Origin of the sequence: Yoonia sp. R2-816 (assembly GCF_046762905.1) — a bacterium.
Taxonomy (GTDB): domain Bacteria; phylum Pseudomonadota; class Alphaproteobacteria; order Rhodobacterales; family Rhodobacteraceae; genus Yoonia.
Genome location: NZ_JBKQXN010000168.1, coordinates 50,915 through 69,301 on the forward strand (window position 1 = coordinate 50,915; position 18,387 = coordinate 69,301).

Annotated in this window: 17 protein-coding genes; 9 read left to right on the forward strand and 8 right to left on the reverse strand. The window is 54.0% G+C overall.

The window, feature by feature from the left end:
• The first annotated feature begins 235 nt into the window (after positions 1 to 235).
• The 5 genes from ugpB (at position 236) to ACFWW2_RS06630 (ending at position 4,718) form a co-directional block, all read left to right on the forward strand.
• Positions 236 to 1,546, forward strand: a complete 1,311-nt coding sequence (gene ugpB / locus ACFWW2_RS06610) for a sn-glycerol-3-phosphate ABC transporter substrate-binding protein UgpB (protein ID WP_393927057.1) — start codon at positions 236 to 238, stop codon at positions 1,544 to 1,546.
• A 39-nt stretch (positions 1,547 to 1,585) separates the two neighbouring features.
• Positions 1,586 to 2,467 (forward strand): sn-glycerol-3-phosphate ABC transporter permease UgpA, encoded by an 882-nt coding sequence (ugpA, locus tag ACFWW2_RS06615; protein WP_393927058.1) that lies wholly within the window; start codon positions 1,586 to 1,588, stop codon positions 2,465 to 2,467.
• A gap of 17 nt (positions 2,468 to 2,484) precedes the next feature.
• Positions 2,485 to 3,321 (forward strand): sn-glycerol-3-phosphate ABC transporter permease UgpE, encoded by an 837-nt coding sequence (gene ugpE / locus ACFWW2_RS06620; protein WP_393927076.1) that lies wholly within the window; start codon positions 2,485 to 2,487, stop codon positions 3,319 to 3,321.
• Positions 3,322 to 3,323: 2 nt separating this feature from the next.
• Positions 3,324 to 4,331 (forward strand): sn-glycerol-3-phosphate ABC transporter ATP-binding protein UgpC, encoded by a 1,008-nt coding sequence (ugpC, locus tag ACFWW2_RS06625; RefSeq protein WP_393927059.1) that lies wholly within the window; start codon positions 3,324 to 3,326, stop codon positions 4,329 to 4,331.
• Between the two features lie 177 nt (positions 4,332 to 4,508).
• Complete coding sequence (locus ACFWW2_RS06630) at positions 4,509 to 4,718, forward strand: hypothetical protein (RefSeq protein WP_393927060.1); 210 nt, start codon at positions 4,509 to 4,511, stop codon at positions 4,716 to 4,718.
• A 63-nt stretch (positions 4,719 to 4,781) separates the two neighbouring features.
• Here ACFWW2_RS06630 and ACFWW2_RS06635 read toward each other — a convergent pair whose 3' ends face one another.
• Both ACFWW2_RS06635 and ACFWW2_RS06640 read right to left on the reverse strand, forming a co-directional pair.
• Positions 4,782 to 5,777: a hypothetical protein gene (locus ACFWW2_RS06635; protein WP_393927061.1), complete on the reverse strand. Its 996-nt coding sequence runs from the start codon at positions 5,775 to 5,777 to the stop codon at positions 4,782 to 4,784.
• Between the two features lie 292 nt (positions 5,778 to 6,069).
• On the reverse strand, positions 6,070 to 6,432 hold the full coding sequence (locus ACFWW2_RS06640) for a hypothetical protein (RefSeq protein ID WP_393927062.1): 363 nt from the start codon (positions 6,430 to 6,432) through the stop codon (positions 6,070 to 6,072).
• Positions 6,433 to 7,781: 1,349 nt separating this feature from the next.
• Here ACFWW2_RS06640 and ACFWW2_RS06645 point away from each other — a divergent pair.
• Positions 7,782 to 9,140: a site-specific DNA-methyltransferase gene (locus tag ACFWW2_RS06645; RefSeq protein WP_393927063.1), complete on the forward strand. Its 1,359-nt coding sequence runs from the start codon at positions 7,782 to 7,784 to the stop codon at positions 9,138 to 9,140.
• Positions 9,137 to 9,982 (forward strand): hypothetical protein, encoded by an 846-nt coding sequence (locus ACFWW2_RS06650; RefSeq protein WP_393927064.1) that lies wholly within the window; start codon positions 9,137 to 9,139, stop codon positions 9,980 to 9,982. Before ACFWW2_RS06645 ends, ACFWW2_RS06650 begins: the two co-directional genes overlap by 4 nt.
• Positions 9,983 to 10,102: 120 nt before the next feature.
• Here the strand turns inward: ACFWW2_RS06650 and ACFWW2_RS06655 are convergent, their stop codons facing one another.
• The gene (locus ACFWW2_RS06655; RefSeq protein WP_393927065.1) at positions 10,103 to 10,447 is read right to left on the reverse strand and encodes an H-NS family nucleoid-associated regulatory protein; all 345 of its coding nucleotides are present in this window, start codon (positions 10,445 to 10,447) and stop codon (positions 10,103 to 10,105) included.
• A gap of 213 nt (positions 10,448 to 10,660) precedes the next feature.
• On the opposite strand from ACFWW2_RS06655, the gene ACFWW2_RS06660 reads away from it, so the two are divergent.
• Positions 10,661 to 10,984, forward strand: a complete 324-nt coding sequence (locus tag ACFWW2_RS06660) for a hypothetical protein (RefSeq protein WP_393927066.1) — start codon at positions 10,661 to 10,663, stop codon at positions 10,982 to 10,984.
• 225 nt (positions 10,985 to 11,209) lie between these two features.
• On the opposite strand, the gene ACFWW2_RS06665 is transcribed toward ACFWW2_RS06660, so the two are convergent.
• The 5 genes from ACFWW2_RS06665 to ACFWW2_RS06685 form a co-directional block, all read right to left on the reverse strand.
• Positions 11,210 to 11,926, reverse strand: a complete 717-nt coding sequence (locus ACFWW2_RS06665; protein ID WP_393927067.1) for a hypothetical protein — start codon at positions 11,924 to 11,926, stop codon at positions 11,210 to 11,212.
• A 1-nt stretch (position 11,927) separates the two neighbouring features.
• On the reverse strand, positions 11,928 to 13,862 hold the full coding sequence (locus tag ACFWW2_RS06670) for an AAA family ATPase (RefSeq protein ID WP_393927068.1): 1,935 nt from the start codon (positions 13,860 to 13,862) through the stop codon (positions 11,928 to 11,930).
• Complete coding sequence (locus tag ACFWW2_RS06675) at positions 13,849 to 14,373, reverse strand: ABC-three component system middle component 5 (RefSeq protein WP_393927069.1); 525 nt, start codon at positions 14,371 to 14,373, stop codon at positions 13,849 to 13,851. Before ACFWW2_RS06675 ends, ACFWW2_RS06670 begins: the two co-directional genes overlap by 14 nt.
• Positions 14,361 to 14,846, reverse strand: coding sequence for an ABC-three component system protein (locus ACFWW2_RS06680; protein ID WP_393927070.1), 486 nt, complete (start codon positions 14,844 to 14,846; stop codon positions 14,361 to 14,363). The genes ACFWW2_RS06675 and ACFWW2_RS06680 overlap by 13 nt, the downstream gene beginning before the upstream one ends.
• Before the next feature lie 250 nt (positions 14,847 to 15,096).
• Positions 15,097 to 15,609, reverse strand: coding sequence for a DUF5946 family protein (locus ACFWW2_RS06685; protein WP_393927071.1), 513 nt, complete (start codon positions 15,607 to 15,609; stop codon positions 15,097 to 15,099).
• 408 nt (positions 15,610 to 16,017) lie between these two features.
• Between ACFWW2_RS06685 and ACFWW2_RS06690 the strand changes: the two genes are divergently transcribed.
• Positions 16,018 to 18,387, forward strand: a 2,370-nt coding sequence (locus ACFWW2_RS06690) for a S8 family peptidase (RefSeq protein ID WP_393927072.1), incomplete at its 3' end; no start/stop codon positions are given.

Sequence of the window (18,387 nt, forward strand, 5' to 3'; positions counted from 1 at the left end):
ACGGTTTTTGGTTGACGCGCGAACGGTGCGCCGCGCGAATAATCGCATACGATCACGATTACCCCGCGATGCCAAGCACATTGTCGCTAGGTCAATTTAACGGGCAAAACGGTCCCAGAGCGCGAAAAACCACATCAAAGGCCATAAAAAACATACAATCACGCCAGATAGTTAAGGTGGTTGCTTTCCGAACCGACCTGCTACTATCCTGATTGGATAAATCTGGGAGGATACCATGACTTACAAGCAGCTAATGCTCGCTTCGGCGATTCCGCTGACCATTGCCGGCCCGCTGGCCGCGCAGACCGAGATTGAATTCTGGCATGCCTTTACCGGGCGGCTGGGCGAACTAGTGGCTGAACAGGTCGACACGTTCAATGCTTCGCAATCCGACTACACCGTCACCGCAACCCACAAGGGCAATTATTCAGAAACCCTGAACGCTGGCATCGCCGCGTTCCGCGCGGGCGAACAGCCCGATATCCTGATGGTGTTCGAGGTCGGAACCGCCACCATGATGGCCGCATCCGGCGCGATCAAACCTGTTTACGAAGTAATGGCAGACTCTGGTGCCACCTTCGATCAGGACGCCTATATTGGGTCAGTCAAAGGGTATTACACCTCCAGCGATGGCAACATGCTGTCCCTGCCCTTCAATTCATCAACCCCGGTATTATGGGTGAACCGTGACGCACTGTCAGAGGCCGGAATCGATCCCGATGTTGACCTGTCCACATGGGAACAGGTCGGCGACGTTCTGACTCAGTTGAAAGAAGCCGGCAGCAGCTGCCCGATGACAACCGCGTGGCAAAGCTGGATCCACCTTGAAAACTTTTCGGCCTATCACGACACGCCATTTGCAACCCAGGCCAACGGATTTAGCGGGGTGGACACCGAACTGGCCCTGAATGGCCCCGCACAGGTCGCACATATCTCGGCCATGGGCGAATGGGCGCAGGATGGCAAATTCATCTATGCCGGTCGCCGCAACGAAGGTGGTGCCAATTTCCGGGGCGGTGAATGCGCGCTCTTCACCGAAAGCTCGGCGGGATATGCTGGAATCAAGGCTGAAGCCGAATTCGATTTCGAGGTCCGGCCGCTGCCCTATTGGTCAGCCGTCGCGGATGAGCCGCAGAACACGATCATCGGCGGGGCATCACTTTGGGTCATGGAAGGTCAAACAGACGAGGAATACAAAGGCGTGGCCGCCTTCCTGAACTTCCTGTCTTCGCCTGAAATTCAGGCCAAATGGCACCAGGACACCGGCTATCTGCCGATCACATCCGCCGCCGCTGATCTGACCCGCGAACAGGGTTTCTATGATGAAAACCCCGGCACCGATGTGGCCGTGATCCAGATGACGGCCAAGGCACCGACAGATAACTCCAAGGGTCTGCGCCTTGGGTCCTTCGACCAGATCCGCGGGATCATCGACGAAGAACTCGAAGCTGTCTGGGCCGGTGACAAATCCGCGCAAGAGGCGCTGGACAGTGCCGCCGAACGGGGCAACGGCCTGCTGCGCCGGTTCGAACAAGCCAACCGCTGATCAAAGGCTGCGCCCCGGTTCACGCCGGGGCGCTTTCCCATGGAAAAGCGCGTCACATTCAAAGGCATCTGGTTGCCGCTTCTGCTGGTCCTGCCGCAGATCGTCATCACAGCTGTCTTCTTCTTCTACCCTGCTGGGCAAGCCATCTGGCAGTCGCTTTTCATTCCCGACCCTTTCGGCCTCTCGATGCAATATGTGGGTCTGGGCAATTTCGAATTCCTGTTCAGCGACCCGTTCTATCGGGCATCATTCCTGACAACCGCAATCTTCTCGATCCTGGTCACGGTTGTGTCCATGGGCATCGCGCTCTACCTCGCCGTCCTTGCTGACCGGCTGATCAAGGGATCTGGCGTCTATCGCACCCTTTTGATCTGGCCCTACGCTGTCGCCCCCGCCGTGGCGGGTGTGCTCTGGCTCTTCATGTTCAATACGCGGGTTGGCGTGGTCACATGGTATCTGGGCCTGCTCGGCTATGACTGGAACCATGTCCTGAACGGCGAAGAAGCGATGGGCCTTGTTGTCGTCGCTTCCGCCTGGGGGCGGATCAGCTACAACTTCCTGTTCTTCCTTGCGGGCCTTCAGGCGATCCCGAAATCTGTGATCGAGGCCGCAGCCATCGACGGCGCGCATTTCTGGACCCGGTTCCGCACCATCGTGTTCCCGCTTCTGTCGCCCACAACCTTCTTTCTGCTGGTCGTGAACATCGTCTATGCCTTCTTCGAAACCTTCGGCGTGATCCACACCATCACATCAGGCGGACCACAACAAAGCACAACGATCCTTGTCTACAAGGTCTATTCCGACGGGTTCGTCGGGCAGGATCTCGGGTCGTCAGCCGCGCAATCAGTCGTTCTGCTGGTCATTGTCGGCCTGCTCACCATCGTTCAGTTCAAATTCATCGAACGGCGGGTGCATTACTGATGGCAGAGCGTACGGGCATGGTTGAAAGACGCGGCGCCGGGCTTTGGCTAACCCATCTGGGGCTGATCATCGGGCTGCTCTTTATCTTCTTCCCAATCTGGCTCGCCTTCGTCGCCTCGACCGTCGACCAGCAGGAAATCGTGCGACCACCCATGCCACTGTGGCCCGGCGGCAAGCTTTGGGAAAACTACAGCGAGGCCCTGCTTTCAGGCGTCAACGCGCCGGTGGCTTGGATGATGCTGAATTCACTGGTCATGGCGATGGGCATCGCCATCGGCAAGATCATCATCTCGCTGCTGTCGGCCTTTGCCATTGTCTACTTCCGGTTTCCGGGGCGCAAAACATTCTTCTGGCTGATATTTCTGACGCTGATGCTACCGGTCGAGGTCCGGATCGTCCCCACCTACGAGGTCGTGGCAGGCTTCGGTATGCTCAACAGCTATTCCGGCCTGATCTTCCCACTGATCGCCTCGGCCACGGCGACCTTCCTGTTCCGGCAGTTCTTCATGACCGTCCCCGACGAACTGGCCGAGGCCGCGCGCGTCGACGGGGCCAAACCGATGCGGTTCTTCTGGGATATCCTGCTGCCGATGAGCCGGACGAATATCGCGGCCCTGTTCGTGATCCTCTTTATCTATGGCTGGAACCAGTATCTCTGGCCGCTTCTGATCACCACCGACCCGTCCATGAACACCATCGTCATGGGCATCAAACAGATGTTCCCCTCAGGTGACGATATCGCCGACTGGCCGGTGATCATGGCAACCTCAATCCTTGCGATGATCCCGCCGGTGATCGTCGTCATCTCCATGCAGCGGCTGTTCATCCGCGGCCTTGTCGACAGCGAGAAATAACCATGGCCACCGTCAGCCTCGAAAATATCAAGAAATCCTTTGGCAAGACCGACGTGATCCACGGCGTCGATATCGACATTCAAGAGGGCGAATTCATCGTCATCGTCGGCCCGTCCGGTTGCGGCAAATCCACCCTGCTGCGCATGGTTGCCGGGCTGGAAACGATCACTGCAGGCGAGGTGCATATCGGCGACCGCAAGGTCAACGATATGGAACCGATGGAACGTGACATCGCGATGGTCTTCCAGAACTACGCGCTTTACCCCCATATGACCGTGGCGCAGAATATGGGCTACGGGCTAAAAATCGCGGGCCGCCCCAAGGATGAAATCGCAGACCGGGTCGATACGGCCGCCAAGCTGCTGCAGCTTGAACCCTATCTTGATCGGCGTCCGCGCGAGTTATCTGGCGGCCAACGGCAGCGGGTCGCAATGGGCCGCGCCATCGTGCGCAAACCGGCGGTGTTTCTGTTTGATGAACCGCTCTCCAACCTGGACGCAAAGCTGCGGGTGCAGATGCGGCTGGAAATCAAACAGCTGCAGCGGCGCCTCGGCGTCACGTCCCTCTACGTCACCCACGATCAGGTCGAGGCCATGACACTGGCCGACCGCATGATCGTCATGAATGCAGGACGCGCTGATCAGATCGGTGCCCCTTTGGACATATATGCCAACCCGGCAACCGAATTTGTCGCGGGCTTCATCGGATCACCACCCACCAATTTCTTCAGCGCCGATCTGGTGCAAACGCATCAGACCGATGCCAAGACACTTGGGGTCCGCCCCGAACATATGGAGATCGTCACAGAGAATGCCCGATTGAGCGGTGAAGTTCTCTATTGCGAGGCTTTGGGCGCTGAAACGCTAGTGCATGTGCGATTGCCAAACGAACAGGTCCTGACCGTGCGCCAGTCAGCCGAAAAACCACAACCGTCAGAGGGCACGCCAATCGGCCTAAACTGGTCGGTCAATGACCAGATGGGGTTCGATGAAAACGGAAAACGCCGTTGATCTAGGATCGAGAACGTAGATGGCGAAAACGAAATCCGAAAGCCGTGATATTATCAATCACTTTAGTCGTTGCTTTGTTGGAGGCAGGATGTGCAATGGTGTCTGAAGTCAGCGACTATGGGTCCATTAGGCTGATTTACTGGAAGAGTGATTTTGGCTCGTCGTCACCACTGAGGCGTGGATGATGAGAAAGACAAGGAAGAGCCTTGGCGAGAAGATCTTCAAGACATTAAGCGTGCCACGCGCAAGCAGTACTTCAGCGAAGGGAAGATTATCACCGCCTTACTGAACGCCAGCGCAGACCCGTGGATCAAGTCCGAGTTTGATGTGTCAGCAGCACAGATGGCAGCCAAGGGAGGGCCACAAATCGCACGCTTGTTCAGATAACCTTCGACCAGAGCCCGGTTTTTCACAGGACGGCGGAAATCGCCGCAACTCCCACGAGCACCGCTACAAAGGTGCCGCCATGTCGCGACAATATGCTAGAAGCTCGGGCCGCCGCCAAACACGCATAATCGGCTGGTCATCCATACGCGACAACAGGCGACCAAGCATATCCCTGTCCTTGGCCAAGCAAGCAAAATAGGCGAAGTTCTGGATGTTCCACTGATCAGGATAACGGGCAAGCACATCCATCATGCCGGTCCGCATCTGGTCCCACTCAACATACGAGCTTTGGAACAGGCGATCATCATATTGTGTCTGGGCGACGTACCAATATATGCGCGCATAAAGGCTCTCGCCTTCCACATCACGAGTTCTTGCAGTCATCTCTTGGGCGAAGTCTTCAATCATCAGCGCATCGCCATGCCATTTGGGCGCGAGATACTCGATTGCCGCAAAATACAGCTGATAATACCCTGGGTGGCTTTCCAGCGCCTCTTCCATGTGGTCAGCAAAAGCATCCGGGGCAGCACCTTGATGGGTCAGGACATAGGCGCGTTCAATGTACCAGTGCGCGTCAATCGCGGCATAATTCTTTGCATCGACAAGAACCGCTTCCGCCTCTTGCAGTTTTGCGTAAAACGGCGCCCATGCATCGGAGTCAACACTGGCGGCATACCCGCCGCCGCGAATATGCCAGGCAACATTGCGCAGGGCGATGGCACGCGCGATCGCGGATGTCGGCGAGTTAGGATAAGCGGTCTGCCAGTCGTCGATCCGTTGCATCAGACCTGGCTCAGTCAGGCCCAAACGCAGCGAACGTTCCATCTTTTTGGAGACGCCAGAATAGAACAGAGTCAGCTTTTGTAGGCCGCTGGGCGAGGTTTCATTGCCATCGCGGAATGTCGCCGCCATTTGTTCGAGAGCGGCATAGTCGCGGTCATTAAACATCTGGCTAACACGTTGGTCTATCTCATAGCGGACGCGCAGCTCGTCAGCATGTGCCAGCCCGGCAGCACCCCACCATAGAAGCACCACCCAAACCACATTGCGAAAGATCATGACGCTCATCCTCATGTTGCAAAGCTCATCAATACCCAAATCGTGCCCGACGACAATGGGGTGTTTGAACCGGGCGCGCCAAAGCGTTTCACCTTGAACCGGAGATACCAGTCAGAAGCGAAGCGCGCGCAACATATCGGCGTTGCAGCGCGTTTACCGAAAATCTGTGAATCAATCTTTCGCGAAATGCTTCAGGCTTACCGGCAATAAGCCTGCGTTTCATAGAAATCGCGCAGACTTTGCCCCTTGACGGGCCGATACCGGTCCAGCTCGGCCAGTTCGACCACCCGGTTCAACCGGAACATTCTGAAATCATTGCGCAATTCACACCAGCACCCAGCCGTACAACCTTGCCCCAGAACCAGCCCCCCAAAGGTCGCACCGCCCGCTCCGACCGGTTGCCCGACTCGTCCTCGTAGGTGATCTGCAGACGGATCAGGTTTTCAGACGCAGCCTGGAACTGATCCACAAACACGCGCCAACTGCCTCCGTGCCAAGGGGTTTCCATCGCATGCACGTTGATATGAGCCGCGCGCACGCGCTCGGCCACATGATGACGCCTGACCTCTTCACCCGCCTTCATCGTCGCACATTCCACCTGCGTAAGCGCCCCGCGACTGAAGCCGAATACCTGGTCCGCATGTGCGACATGCACTTGGATGACCCTGTGGCTGCGCTGGCGTCATTCATGGCCCAACGCAACGCCAATGTGCGTGCGCGTAATCAACCCGGCGCGACCATCCTCACCCGCAAAACTCACAACGGCATCCCCCACGCATGTTGGTCAGGACGCGACCTTCAGGAGAATTGATGACCACCGGGGCCATTCTGTCGGGGTAGATGCCGGGCAGACTTGGCAGGTTGCCGGTTCTGTCATCCCACGCATTTACCAGATCAATGATTGCGGCTTGGGAACTGGTCATCGAATACAGGTAACACATGGGGCATTCGCTACACAGGACGTTCCACGATGTTGCCATATGTTCCATTTACGTTCTAGGGCAAAATTGTGGCCATCCTTTCCAAAGGGACAGTCTTGGACGGCCACAAGCTGACACATTCAAAGCCGACAAATGCGCTGTGAGTGGAAACGGCTGGTCAGCCGTGTAGTGAGTGTTGGTGGCGGTGCGTGTTATGTTTCTTCATGCACCGCCACCGTTTTTTTTTGGCCTGCGCAAACCTCAACAGTGGTGAGGACCGAAAGCCCGCGCGGTCTGGTTCGTGCACTGTCCCCCAGAGCCTGTGCCCAACAAATTTCTAGCGAAGGTCGGATGAATGACTGATTGCCCGCGTGGCTGACGCTGGGGAAGCGATTGATAGAGTAAGGGTTGGCGTATCGACCATTGGGAATTCCCCCTCACCAAATGTTTCATCGGTAAGCGTTACGTAACGTCACCAAACATCATTCGCAATGCAAAATAATCTGGACCTCAGATGGACCTTAGGGTTTTCAGATTTCTGAAACCCCTTATTTTTATGAATTTTCTAGATTTTGTGGCGGAGCGGAATTTTTTTCTCGAACCCGTCTCTGTTTATCGGCTGGCTGGTCTCGGGATATGATATTAGATATATGTTTCATAGGCTTATGACTTTCTTGCTCTATTGCTGACCACCTCCCGGCGGCATTTTGGGGTCCGATATGCGGGATGTGACTGCTGTTTTGGGGTCGCTTTCGGGCACCTTGTTGCGGTTTTGCGATCCGATCAGGCACCGTTTGTGTCGTTTTGCGGGATGGCCGTGTCGATATGTGGGATCGGATTGTCGTTTGCTGGGAAGGCAGCGGCATTTGCCGAGGGCCTGTTGTCGTCACCCGGTGCCGCCTTTTGCCTCTGATTTTTAGGTGTCGAACTGCTTCGCGGTGGTCTTCGTATGCGCGCGCATCAAGGAATGGCTCGTGCCGCAGGCTGAGGCAATACACGCAAACCCTTGCGTGTATTGCGCGCTGTTCTGACAGGCTAGCCCTTGTTCATGACGTCACTTCCATCATGAACAAAGGACTCGATTATGACTTCGACCGCCACACATCCCGACCATCCTTGGGCTCAGCCCAATCCACACGCCGCCCTGTGCTATGTGCATCCGGCAGCGCTGACGCCCTATGCCAATAACGCCCGCACGCATTCTGACGCGCAGATCAAACAGATCGCGCAGAGCATCAAACGGTTTGGTTTTACCAACCCGGTTTTGGTCTCCGATGATGGTGAAATCATCGCCGGTCACGGTCGGGTCCGTGCGGCCCTGGCCCTTGGATTGTCTGAGGTGCCCACTCTGACCTTGTCGCATCTCACCGAAGCGGAACGCCGCGCCTATGTCATTGCAGACAACAAGCTGGCGGAGAATGCCGGCTGGGATGCCGACATCCTATCGATCGAACTGCAGGCACTGGCCGAGATCGACTTTGACCTTGAACTGACCGGCTTCTCGCTGGGCGAGATCGAAGTGGTCTTGGATGGGACAGCACAGGCACAGCCCGATCCGGCCTTGAACAAGGTCGCCGACCCCGCGCCGGGACCAGCCGTCACGCAGCGCGGGGATCTCTGGCATCTGGGCGCACATCGTCTGCTGTGTGGAGATACGTCCGCCGCCAGCGACATGACACGGCTCATGGGGGATGACAGGGCCGCACTCATCTTCACCGATCCCCCATACAATGTGAAGATTGATGGCAACGTCACCGGTCTTGGGCGGCAGAAGCATCGGGAGTTTGCCGTTGCCTCAGGTGAGATGAGCGGTGAAGCATTTACCGCATTCCTGACCAGCACATTGTCAAACATGGCGTCTGTCGCCGTTGACGGGGCGATCGCCTATGTCTGCATGGATTGGCGTCACATGCAGGACCTGCTTGTCGCGGGAGAGACAGCCTTCACAGAGCTGAAGAACCTCTGTGTCTGGAACAAGACCAATGCCGGCATGGGCAGTTTCTACCGGTCCAAACATGAACTCGTCTTTGTCTTCAAGATCGGGACAGCCGCCCATATCAACAGCTTTGGCCTGGGAGAGAGCGGTCGCTATCGCACGAATGTCTGGGATTATGCCGGGGCTAATGTGCTGAGGGCTGCGCGTGACGAGGCCCTTGGCATGCATCCCACGGTCAAACCTGTCGAACTGATTGTTGATGCTCTGAAGGATTGCAGCCGTCGCGGCAGCATCGTGCTGGATGGCTTTGGCGGTGCTGGCAGCACATTGATCGCGGCGGAAAGCTGTGGTCGCAAAGCCAGGCTTCTCGAGATCGATCCGCTGTACTGCGACACAATCATCCGGCGATACATCGCGCTGACTGGTGATCGTGATGTCCGCAATGCGGATGGTGCGTGTTTTGGCGACCGTGCCCGCGCGGCGCAGCGCGCGGATCTGAACCAATGAGCAAGAACAACGGAGACAACAACCTGGACGACGATACACCAGCAATGAACGCGTTCTGGGAGTTGGTGGAAGCACTGGGCAAAACCAAGGTCACGATCGTGAAGGATGGTCAGCCTACCGAGGCCTCAATAGAGTCAGCTGTTCTCCAAAGGCTGGCGGCATCGGCTCTGAAAGGTAGCGTACAAAGCATTCGGCAATTTAATGAACTCCAGCGCATGGCTGCCGAGAACAAGCAACGCGATATCAACAGCTCCGTCACGCAGTGGCGTGCGATAAGACAGGCGCAACGCGAGAGATTCACCGACCACATGAAGAAGCACGGGTGTGAACCGTTGGACTTCCCTCATCCCGACGATATCTGGATTGATGACCGCACCGGTGTTCAGATCCGCGGTCCCATTGATCACGATGAATACATTACCATGCTGAATACCAAACGCATCATTGATGCGTGTCTCTGGCAGGATGCGCTTGAGCGGCGGATGAATGGCTTGCATCGGGAGGGCGCCCCACCAAGCGGGGGCCTGCTACTGGCTGAGCTTCTTAACCAAGCCTTGCCGCGGCGGGAACAGCTGCGTGGGGGTGATATCGTGTTCAGGATGATGCAGCGGGAGGCCCTGTCGAAACGGCAATTGCTCACGGAGGTCCGTCAGGCCTGGCTTGATGCGGGCTATGTCATCAAGCGCGGGGCGACGCTGCGGTCATCCTCTTACATCTTGCGTATCCTGCACATGCTACCGGACGCAAAACGCATCTGCGACACGGATGATCTCGACGAGGAACAGCAAATGCAGGCGCTGCAGGACATGATCCGCCAGCGGATGGTGGGTGCTACGGATTGAGCCGGGAGGCCGAATGCGCGGCGTAGTGACATCAACAGCACCGATCCCTCGGAACGAAGACACCTACCGAAACCGCTCACATATTAAACCACGCGAATGGCGCTGAGGCGATCCCAGCGCTTAGAGCGCCATGTCTTCTGGTGCTTTACCGGCGGCAAGTGCTGCATTGAACCAGTCCGGTTTGCGTCCCTTGCCAGTCCAGGTCTGCTTTTTGTCATCAGGGTTGGCGTATTTGGGCTTGCCGCGCACGGCTGGCTTCTTGGCCGTCTTGCGTCTGGGTTTTGCGGGTGTATCAGCCGTGCCGGTGATATCGGCAAGCGTAAACCCATGCGTCTTCGCGGCTCGCTCGGCGGCAACAAGTGCGGCCTTCTTATCGCGCGCGGCCACTTTCGCCAGGGCCTTGTCGATATCGGCTTTGAGCTTCTCCAGCTCTTTGCGTGTCAATGATCTCAGATCGGTTTGCATCTCATTCTGTCCCAAATCTTGCTCAGCAGGTTAAATGACAGAATGTGAGGGGAAGCAATAGACCTGCCGCCACCTGTGGCGTGGTTGAGAAGTCGTTTGATGCAGCAATGCGCAGGAAGCGGACTTTGCAAAGTCTAGCGAACGGCCCAAAGCCGACACTCAGTTAGTAGTTGCGGTGCCGCAATCGCAGCCTGCATTGCTGTCGTTCGTTCGGTGTGCGGCATCTGGCTCACACACAGGCAATACTTCCTGGCACTTGCAGATATTTATCAAGGGGCAATAGAATTCGGTTTCATCGACCTACTTGCAGGTCGGATCGAACAGATCGGAAGGAGGAAAGAGGTCATGTTCGGCCAAATGAAGATTGTTGAAGTTGAGAACGGAACGTTGGTTGAATGCCCAGAGACTGGGCGTAAGCTGATAGTTACTGATGAAAATGCGGTGGAAGTACCTGGAAAATTGTTTGTGACGTCAGCTCACGCTGCTGCCCTCAAGCTGGTCGCAGACCGAAAGAAAAAACCCCCAAACCAAATGTAACGGCCCAAAGCGGTCACTCGAGCATGTCCCACAATGCTGCGACCTCAGCCTACTTTGCGGACATCGTGACGGAAGTGGTACCTGGGTATTCAACCTCCCTCTGCAATACAGCCGCAACGCGATCTTGCAATCCTGTTTACAGTCGCAGGATCAAGGCTTCCTAAAATGGACACTCATATCGAGTGGTAGGGTATCGCCGGAGCCCAATGCCATCCGAGATTGAGACTATGGACTGCCTAGCGTACCATTCCCGGAAAGCACGGTACAAAGAACCCGGATAGTAAACGCTCCCGAAGGGATGGCTAAAAGTACAGCGCCAATAACTAGAAGAAAGAAACACAAAAAGACGGCCCACCTTCTGAAGTGCCTATCTTGAGCCTGAAAAAAAGTACGCATAAGATCAAGAACGACATCTTCATTTTTGTTGTTGGCAAATTCGATAGATGCTTTTGTGATGGGGACGTCCGCAGTCAGCCAATTCGCACGATTGCAGAGCTCCTCACCGATCCGGTTCCGCCGAAAATTCACCGTCCGATACATGGAGCGCACTCGTCTAGCAGACAAATTACTACGTTCTCGGTCGATAAAGTCATTGCTATCAGAGTAAAGCTTGAGTTCCCTGGGTGCAGCAGACCTAAAGACAAGAGCTGACGTGCCCAGAGCAAAAAGACCGCAGTACAGCAGATTCAATCTTTGAAAGCTTGAAATATATTGCGGACAACTGCTTGCTGCCGGTTGCTTACTGAGAAGCCCGCCAAAGTCACCAAACAAATTCTGCAATTCCGAATTATACAGGATGATGTACCCAACAAATGGCATCAGAACCGATACGGAGGCGACTTTTGAGGCGCCAAAGCCACGAAGAAGCATCCAATTAACATTCTCCTGCAAGAAAGTTTCGTCGTGCCCTCTGGCTCGAAATATTTTCTCCAGTCCTAACATCTTAGCGTACTGCTATGTTAAGTGTTCGGTTTTCATGTGAATAGTGCTTCCCAATCACGAACTCTGGGATATCTAGCTCGGGGGCAATCATTGACGTGGCGATGATAAGCTGATGTTCTGAGTTTGCTTCTCTCGATTTTTCAGCCAGCAACACTTGGAAGTGCCTGCTCCGATCTTGCTCCATTCCTTTATCCTCGATCGTATCCATAAGGAGAAATCGTGGGTGACCAAAACCTGGATCGGTGGCCGCCGCAAAATGAAATGCAGCCAAAAAGCTATTTCTCAGATATACCATCGAACTGGCCGAGAAGAAGCTCTCATCATTCACAGCGAGCCTATCACCCTCAAAATCAAATGAAACTCTATCAGCCAACTTGAACGTGGATTGTCTTTCAAGATCACGGTGCAGGAAATCAAGGACCACGTTTTCAATCATGCTTCGAGCGTGTGACTTCCGATCAATGTTTCTCCGCTTCTCACTTTCAATGGCGGCGGACAGAGTTTCGATTTCGGAAACCAGTTCGCTTCTCTGGCTTTCTAGAAGTTTCATCTCCTCAACTATGTTTCTTTTTGAGAAAACCTCTTCCAATTGCCGGTGTCTATATCCTGCTTTCCGGTTCAAGTCTCGCAGCTCGGACCGAAGCGAAGAAGTCGGTGTGCGTAAAGAGATCGTATAATGTCGACTTGCATCTTCCCATTGCAATTTCTTTTCTTGCAACTCAGCTGCCATTTTGTCGCGCGTTGCTTTACGATCCTTCTGAATTGCAAAAGAGCGATCTCTTTGCCGGATTGCTTCGTTCAGCATTTTTGCAGACCGGTCAACAACAGTTTCCTGTTGGAACGGCTGTTTACAAAGCGAACAGCCTCCATCAACTTGATGATTTTCTACGATTCCCATGCAAGCGGGGCACATATCAAAGTCAAGATATTCGAACTCTTGCACGACAGTGTTGGCATTTGTCAGGTCATTGACCTTGCGCTCCATCGCTTTGATGAAGTCTCCAGCCTCAGAAATTTCCAGCTCCACCTCGTTCAGTTGTTCCGAAATAGCCCCAATTTCTGTCTGAGCCTTAACAACTCGACGATATGTTTCCTTTTGGTCGTTGAGCGTAAGCCGATCGTCAAACTGCTCAGAGAATATCTGATTTTCCAACGTAGCGATTTCGTTGACGATGATGTCAATTTCGTGCTTCAACTTTTTTGTTTCAGCGTCCAACCACTGTTCCGTCAGTGGTTGACCGTCTATTTGGTATCTGTCCCTTAAGGCTCGGATGCGCGTATGTACGTCCTTCTGTTCGTCCTGGGCATCCTTCAACCGCAGCGTAGCGGAATAGAACTTGTCGCTGTAAGCACCCATTAGAATATCACCGATGGTTGAACGTGTTACAGCGTCGTCCGGAGTCTGAAATCTAAAAATTCTTTCAGTGGATGTCAGCTGATCCGAATACAGAATGCGGAGTAGTTGATGCATTGTAATTTTGACATTCTGTTCATCTATGCGCACTTCAGGCAGCCCGAGAAGTCTAAAGAGAACTTGGCTGAAACTCTCCTTATCGCTACTGCCTCCTCCACGTGAATACGGGTACTTACTCCACTCGTGTCGAGGCGCAGTTACAGCAGTGTCGTGATCGCCAAAGAAGATCTCCATGGGCCTCATGCGTTTCTGTTCGATTTCACGAGATAGCGATATGTGATGCCCGTTCATTTCCACGCCAAGAACCACTCGATCACAAAGCAGGGAAGTCTCTCTCCATTGGTTTTCTGCTAAATCACCACCCAAACCAAAAAACAAGAAATCCATAATGCTGGACTTCCCGGAGCTGTTCTCACCGCTGATTATGTTTAAGCCAGAATGAAAAGCCTCGGAAAACACGGTGTGTTCACCCCGAAAAACGGTAAGGTGATTGACCTTTAGGAATGGTTCATACGATGTCATATCGGAACTCTCCAAGACCACTGCGGTCCTTAAGCCCGCCGGGTCCAAATAATGGTACTGAGATTAGCTTGCTGCCTAGGAAGCCTAATAGCGTTTTGTTTTCAGAGTTGTATCGTCCAATTGCTTCCATCATTTCGCTGTTGAATGCGGGACGTGTGACCGCCTCAATACTCTCCTCGGAAGCGGTCCAGCTGCCTGATTGAACCAGAGCTGTCCTAGCTGCGAACTGTGAGGCAAGCATTCGACGGAAAACCAATCTTTTGTCTGGCAGCCTGTCAAACCTTGTTTGTGGGTACTTCTTGACGATAGCGTTCTTGTCTTTAAGGAAGCCGGGGATCTTCGCATACGCTGAAAAATCTCTCAGAAGCCAAGGAAATGAATGATAAAAATCTGCAATCCTCAAACTCTCAAAGTCGACCGCGCTACCCTCTTCAACGTGTTCAAACAACGCCACAAAACGAAAAACGGCATGATAGGGATCATAAGCCGAAGAATACGTTAGGCTGAACATTTGCTATCCCATCTAACGAAACACTTATCAGCCAAGAAGTAGATCATGCCGCGCACGTGGCGTGGTGTCAAAGTGAAGTGTTCGAAACCAAGCCCCATGTCAGTGATGATCTTATCTACAATTTTGGTTTGAATGATTGTGTCGATTTCGTCGTCGGCAATGCCCTTGTGGACGATCTGGTAGCAAAAGACATCATGAATTTGTGCTAAGAATAGTCCCAATAACTTCTGCCCAGAAGGGAAGTGTTGATAGGTCTCCAAGAGCATCTCGAACTGTTCAAGTGCGGCCGGTGCGATCAGAAGCTCTTCTGTTCGATTGGAAGAAGTAAGCTTGCTATCCAGATCGTCAGGATCGTTAGGATCGCGTGTATGAACATAGGTGTATAGGTCACCGATGAATTTCGTCATCTCTTGCCGTTTTTCGCTGTTTATCTCTGATGACAGTAGATCCAGAAGAGTTGTTACTTGGTTCATTGTCACCAAAATACGCTAAATATGGGCATGCGACCTAAGAAATGGCCTAGATATCCGCTGCACGATAGACCCATATGCGATGCGAGCACAACTGTATGTTGCAAGTCAATGACCGACCTCACGCCTATTCTCTGTTTTGTTTGCAAAAGCAGCGAATGATCGCTTCCCGCCGGTGGTGCCGGATCGTCATGTCCGCTTTGGGCTGACACCAGTCATCCGACCAAAAACCGTCAGATACCAGCAGCGAGCCCTATGTTGCCATTGATTTGGCGACCCAGTGTCGAATGTAATCGTGATGCTGTGGCCAATCTTTCCATGTTGAATCGGCCCATTCACGCACTCGATCAGCGTGCTCTGGTTCGCCCGCAAATTTGGCGACGTTTGCTACGGTCATGGTGAAACTCGTCGGTGGTTGAAGGAAGATCAGGGAAGCCTTATGGCGACCTAACCCTAGCATCACGTCGTTTGTTTCTTTGGGTGGAAGTGGATTGTCCAACTGCAGCATCAAGCGCGCCAGATGTAGACCAACAGACTGAATTTCTTTCCGAAGTCTACCTGTCGCAGGATGCTGAACAGCATAGGTATCAACCGTCAAGCGATGCGTGGGGAGAAGCGTGCGATCACTGTATTCACACGCCAGCACTTTAGTAAAAAGCGAAAAATAAGCCGGTGATGACGACATGTAGGTGTGGGTTGGACCATCAATTCGTTCCAGAACCGCGCCACAGCCGACACAAACACCTTTTGAGGATAGGTCAGACATGACTTAAGACTAGCAAACGTCGCTGTATGAGCAATGGCAACCAAGTCCCGCTGACCGGCCAGTCCTGCCCGGAGATCGAATGGCTGGTTTGGACTGGCAGCAGCTATTGCTTGAGAGCACGCGCACGACCGCAACGTCCGCTGACCGGCTAAAGGTCGGACCATAGCTGATGCCTATTTAAACATAGGATTGAGGTATTTCCCAATGCGGTAACCGAGTCCTAGTGTTGGGCAAGAAACGAATGGCTCACCCACCAAATGCTCGATAAAAACTCGCCAATATCCACAATAAATTCAGTCTGTTACTTGCGGGCCGGGTGGGTCTGCCGGTTTATCGGTCCATTGGTATCAAAGGCTCGCTGTAGCAAGCGAGTGATTACATTTTAACAGGTAAAGCAGAGTAATCGTCATGCGCCATTTTAGGAAGTTAGCCCTGACCGCGACGGCCATTGTCACTTTGGCCACCTCCGTCTTTGCAAACATCTACGAAGGTCAACTCATCTCCTACTCAGATCAACAAGTCTTGAACTACCTCGTCAGCGAATATGCGCAAGATCCATCGACCTTCGAGGATGCGCACGCATACATCATCCTGAACCGACCAGACATTTTGGAGGAATACCTCAGCCAAACCTTAGGCTGGGCGCCAAACACTCGTCGCTTTTCTTTTTTGGAGCCAAGCGCCGGGGAGACCTCCGGAATGGGTTCGATGATCGTTCTCGGGGTCGTCGGAACCGCAGCTGCAATTTCACTTGCAGACAATGGCGGTGGTGAAAGCCCAGGTCCCAACCCATCACCTGAACCAATTGATCCGCCTGATCCAATTGATCCGCCTGATCCAGTTGATCCGCCTGATCCAATTGATCCAATTGATCCGGTCGATCCAGGTCCCGGTCCTGACGACCCCGCCTATTACCGAACCGAAGAATTCAACCGAAACTATGCCTTGTCTCTGATTGGAGCCGATAAAAAATACGCTCAAGGCTGGCGAGGACAAGGCGTAAAGATTGCAATCCTGGACACGGGCATCGATCTCGACAGTCCAGAATTCGCTAACCTTCCAGGCGTCGACAATAAAATCGACTTTGACAACAGCCACTCCTACTTTGTCGGAGACCCAAACGATATCTCTGAACCTAACGGTCATGGCCGTTCCGGTCATGGCACGCATGTTGCCAACATCGCGGCAGGCAGGAAAGACGGTCAAGGCCTGCACGGCGTTGCCTTTGACTCTGAGCTTGTCATCTTCAAAGGAATTGCACGGGGCCTCAACCCCAGATTTACGATTCAGGCCAGGAACATATGGGCTGATGCCATACATCGCTCAATCGATGCTGGTGCGCATGTCATGAACAACAGCTGGGGTCGAACAAAAATTGTCGATGATTTCATAGTCGAACTGCCAATCTCTGATTTTACAAGTCACTCTTCGGAGGAAAATAGGGCCGCGCTCCAAGATTTTCTTGGGTCCAGAACCATCAATGCCCTGAATGCAGCCAAAGATGCTGACTTGATGTTCGTTTTTGCCGCAGGCAACAGCGGCCTGCCCGAGGTCGGAGTCACTGCAGGTATTCCAGTTGTTCTGCCCGAATATAACGGTCACTTCATCGCCGTAGTGGCGGTCCGTGAAGACAAGAGCCTATGGCACTCCTCCAACCACTGTGGCGTCGCACAGGATTTTTGCCTCGCTGCGCCAGGCACAGGTGTCATTATCATCCCCGACGGCAATGGCTTCGCTAATGTGAGCGGAACATCTATTGCAGCCCCATACGTCACCGGAGCCTATGCCGTCTTGAAGAGCCAGTGGCCAGACCTGACAGCCCCCGTAATCGCTCAGATTATGTTCGCGGCAGCTGAAGATCTCGGTGAGCCGGGCGTAGACCCGATCTACGGGCACGGCCTCCTTAATCTATCCCGCGCCATGCTCCCTGCCGGTGAACTTGTTGTCTACCAGGGGAACAGCATCGAGAGCGACGCCATGCCGCTCGCCGAAACGGGCGTCGTCGCCAGCGGCGCCCTGGCGCCCGCCCTCAACCAGGCCCTCGCAGGACAGGTCTTGATGGTTGCAGATGCGTATACGCGCGGATTTGAGCTTGCCGCCAGTGCCCTGGTCTCCGAATTCGAAGCGCCGGAACCCCGCCCCACCTTCGTACGGGAAGTAAAGGCCAGTGACACCCTGACAATCATGCGTTCGGATCACGGCACAGGTCTCCGTGTTGATGGAGAAGTGTCCTCCTATGAGATAAGCCTCGGAGATATAGATCCACGCGCAGATCCATTTGGACAGCTTCTGACAGAGGACTACGCGTTCGGACACGACTTCCAGCTTACAGACGCGCTGGCGCTGACGACGGACCATGCTGTCGGATCCTCCACTGACACCTTCTCAAGGGCCAGCCTAGGGCTTGAAGCAAAAGACAGAGATGGGTCAGGCTTTTCTGCCCAGTTCGGCCGTATCGAAGAACACGGGACAGTCCTTGGATCACGCTTTATGGGAGCCGCAGGTCAAGACGGGCACAGCAATACCTCATTTTTGGAAATATCGGGATCTGTTGCTTTTGGGCGCGGCACGCTCCTGACAGCATCTGGCACGCAAAGCCGGACGGATTTCCAACAGGAAGGTTTGGTCACTGGCGGCGCAAACCTGATGGGACATGCTGGCGAAGTCTCAATCAGCCAGGCGCATTTTCTCGGCAGCCCAGGCACGATACGCCTGTCTGTCTCAAGTCCGCTCCAGATCTCCTCTGGCGAAATCTCAATCGACCTCCCGCAAGACAGG

What these genes read in the sequence shown, in the direction of transcription:
- ugpB (WP_393927057.1), top strand. Translation starts at nt 236, where the DNA reads ATGACTTACAAGCAGCTAATGCTCGCTTCGGCGATTCCGCTGACCATT.
- ugpA (WP_393927058.1), top strand. Translation starts at nt 1,586, where the DNA reads ATGGAAAAGCGCGTCACATTCAAAGGCATCTGGTTGCCGCTTCTGCTG.
- ugpE (WP_393927076.1), top strand. Translation starts at nt 2,485, where the DNA reads ATGGTTGAAAGACGCGGCGCCGGGCTTTGGCTAACCCATCTGGGGCTG.
- ugpC (WP_393927059.1), top strand. Translation starts at nt 3,324, where the DNA reads ATGGCCACCGTCAGCCTCGAAAATATCAAGAAATCCTTTGGCAAGACC.
- ACFWW2_RS06635 (WP_393927061.1), bottom strand. Translation starts at nt 5,777, where the DNA reads ATGATCTTTCGCAATGTGGTTTGGGTGGTGCTTCTATGGTGGGGTGCT.
- ACFWW2_RS06645 (WP_393927063.1), top strand. Translation starts at nt 7,782, where the DNA reads ATGACTTCGACCGCCACACATCCCGACCATCCTTGGGCTCAGCCCAAT.
- ACFWW2_RS06650 (WP_393927064.1), top strand. Translation starts at nt 9,137, where the DNA reads ATGAGCAAGAACAACGGAGACAACAACCTGGACGACGATACACCAGCA.
- ACFWW2_RS06655 (WP_393927065.1), bottom strand. Translation starts at nt 10,447, where the DNA reads ATGCAAACCGATCTGAGATCATTGACACGCAAAGAGCTGGAGAAGCTC.
- ACFWW2_RS06665 (WP_393927067.1), bottom strand. Translation starts at nt 11,926, where the DNA reads ATGTTAGGACTGGAGAAAATATTTCGAGCCAGAGGGCACGACGAAACT.
- ACFWW2_RS06670 (WP_393927068.1), bottom strand. Translation starts at nt 13,862, where the DNA reads ATGACATCGTATGAACCATTCCTAAAGGTCAATCACCTTACCGTTTTT.
- ACFWW2_RS06675 (WP_393927069.1), bottom strand. Translation starts at nt 14,373, where the DNA reads ATGTTCAGCCTAACGTATTCTTCGGCTTATGATCCCTATCATGCCGTT.
- ACFWW2_RS06680 (WP_393927070.1), bottom strand. Translation starts at nt 14,846, where the DNA reads ATGAACCAAGTAACAACTCTTCTGGATCTACTGTCATCAGAGATAAAC.
- ACFWW2_RS06685 (WP_393927071.1), bottom strand. Translation starts at nt 15,609, where the DNA reads ATGTCTGACCTATCCTCAAAAGGTGTTTGTGTCGGCTGTGGCGCGGTT.